The sequence below is a fragment of the Acidiphilium sp. JA12-A1 genome (assembly GCF_000724705.2).
Taxonomy (GTDB): Bacteria; Pseudomonadota; Alphaproteobacteria; order Acetobacterales; family Acetobacteraceae; genus Acidiphilium; species Acidiphilium multivorum.
This window is the reverse complement of the sequence record NZ_JFHO01000177.1, coordinates 1-242: the sequence shown is the minus strand read 5'-3', so window position 1 is coordinate 242 and position 242 is coordinate 1. Positions and strand designations below refer to the sequence as shown.

1 protein-coding gene is annotated in these 242 nt (G+C 77.7%); it reads left to right on the top strand.

The features are described from left to right. The coding region (locus RT91_RS19030; protein ID WP_035189343.1) for a hypothetical protein at nucleotides 1-242 on the top strand (242 nt) is incomplete at both ends.

Genomic DNA, 242 nt, shown 5'->3' with positions numbered 1-242 from the left:
CCACCATCGCGCGGCGCGATGGCGGCGCCGGCGAGCGCCTCTCCTGCGACCTCGTGCTGATGTCCGGCGGCTTCACCCCGAGCGTGCATCTCTTCTCGCAGAGCCGCGGCAAGCTCCGCTTCGATCCCGCGCTCGACGCCTTCATCCCCGGCGAGCCGGCCGAGGCCTGCCGCGCCGCCGGTGCCGCCGCCGGCACCACCTCGCTGGCCGACGCCCTCGCCTCCGGCCGCGCCGCCGGCGAG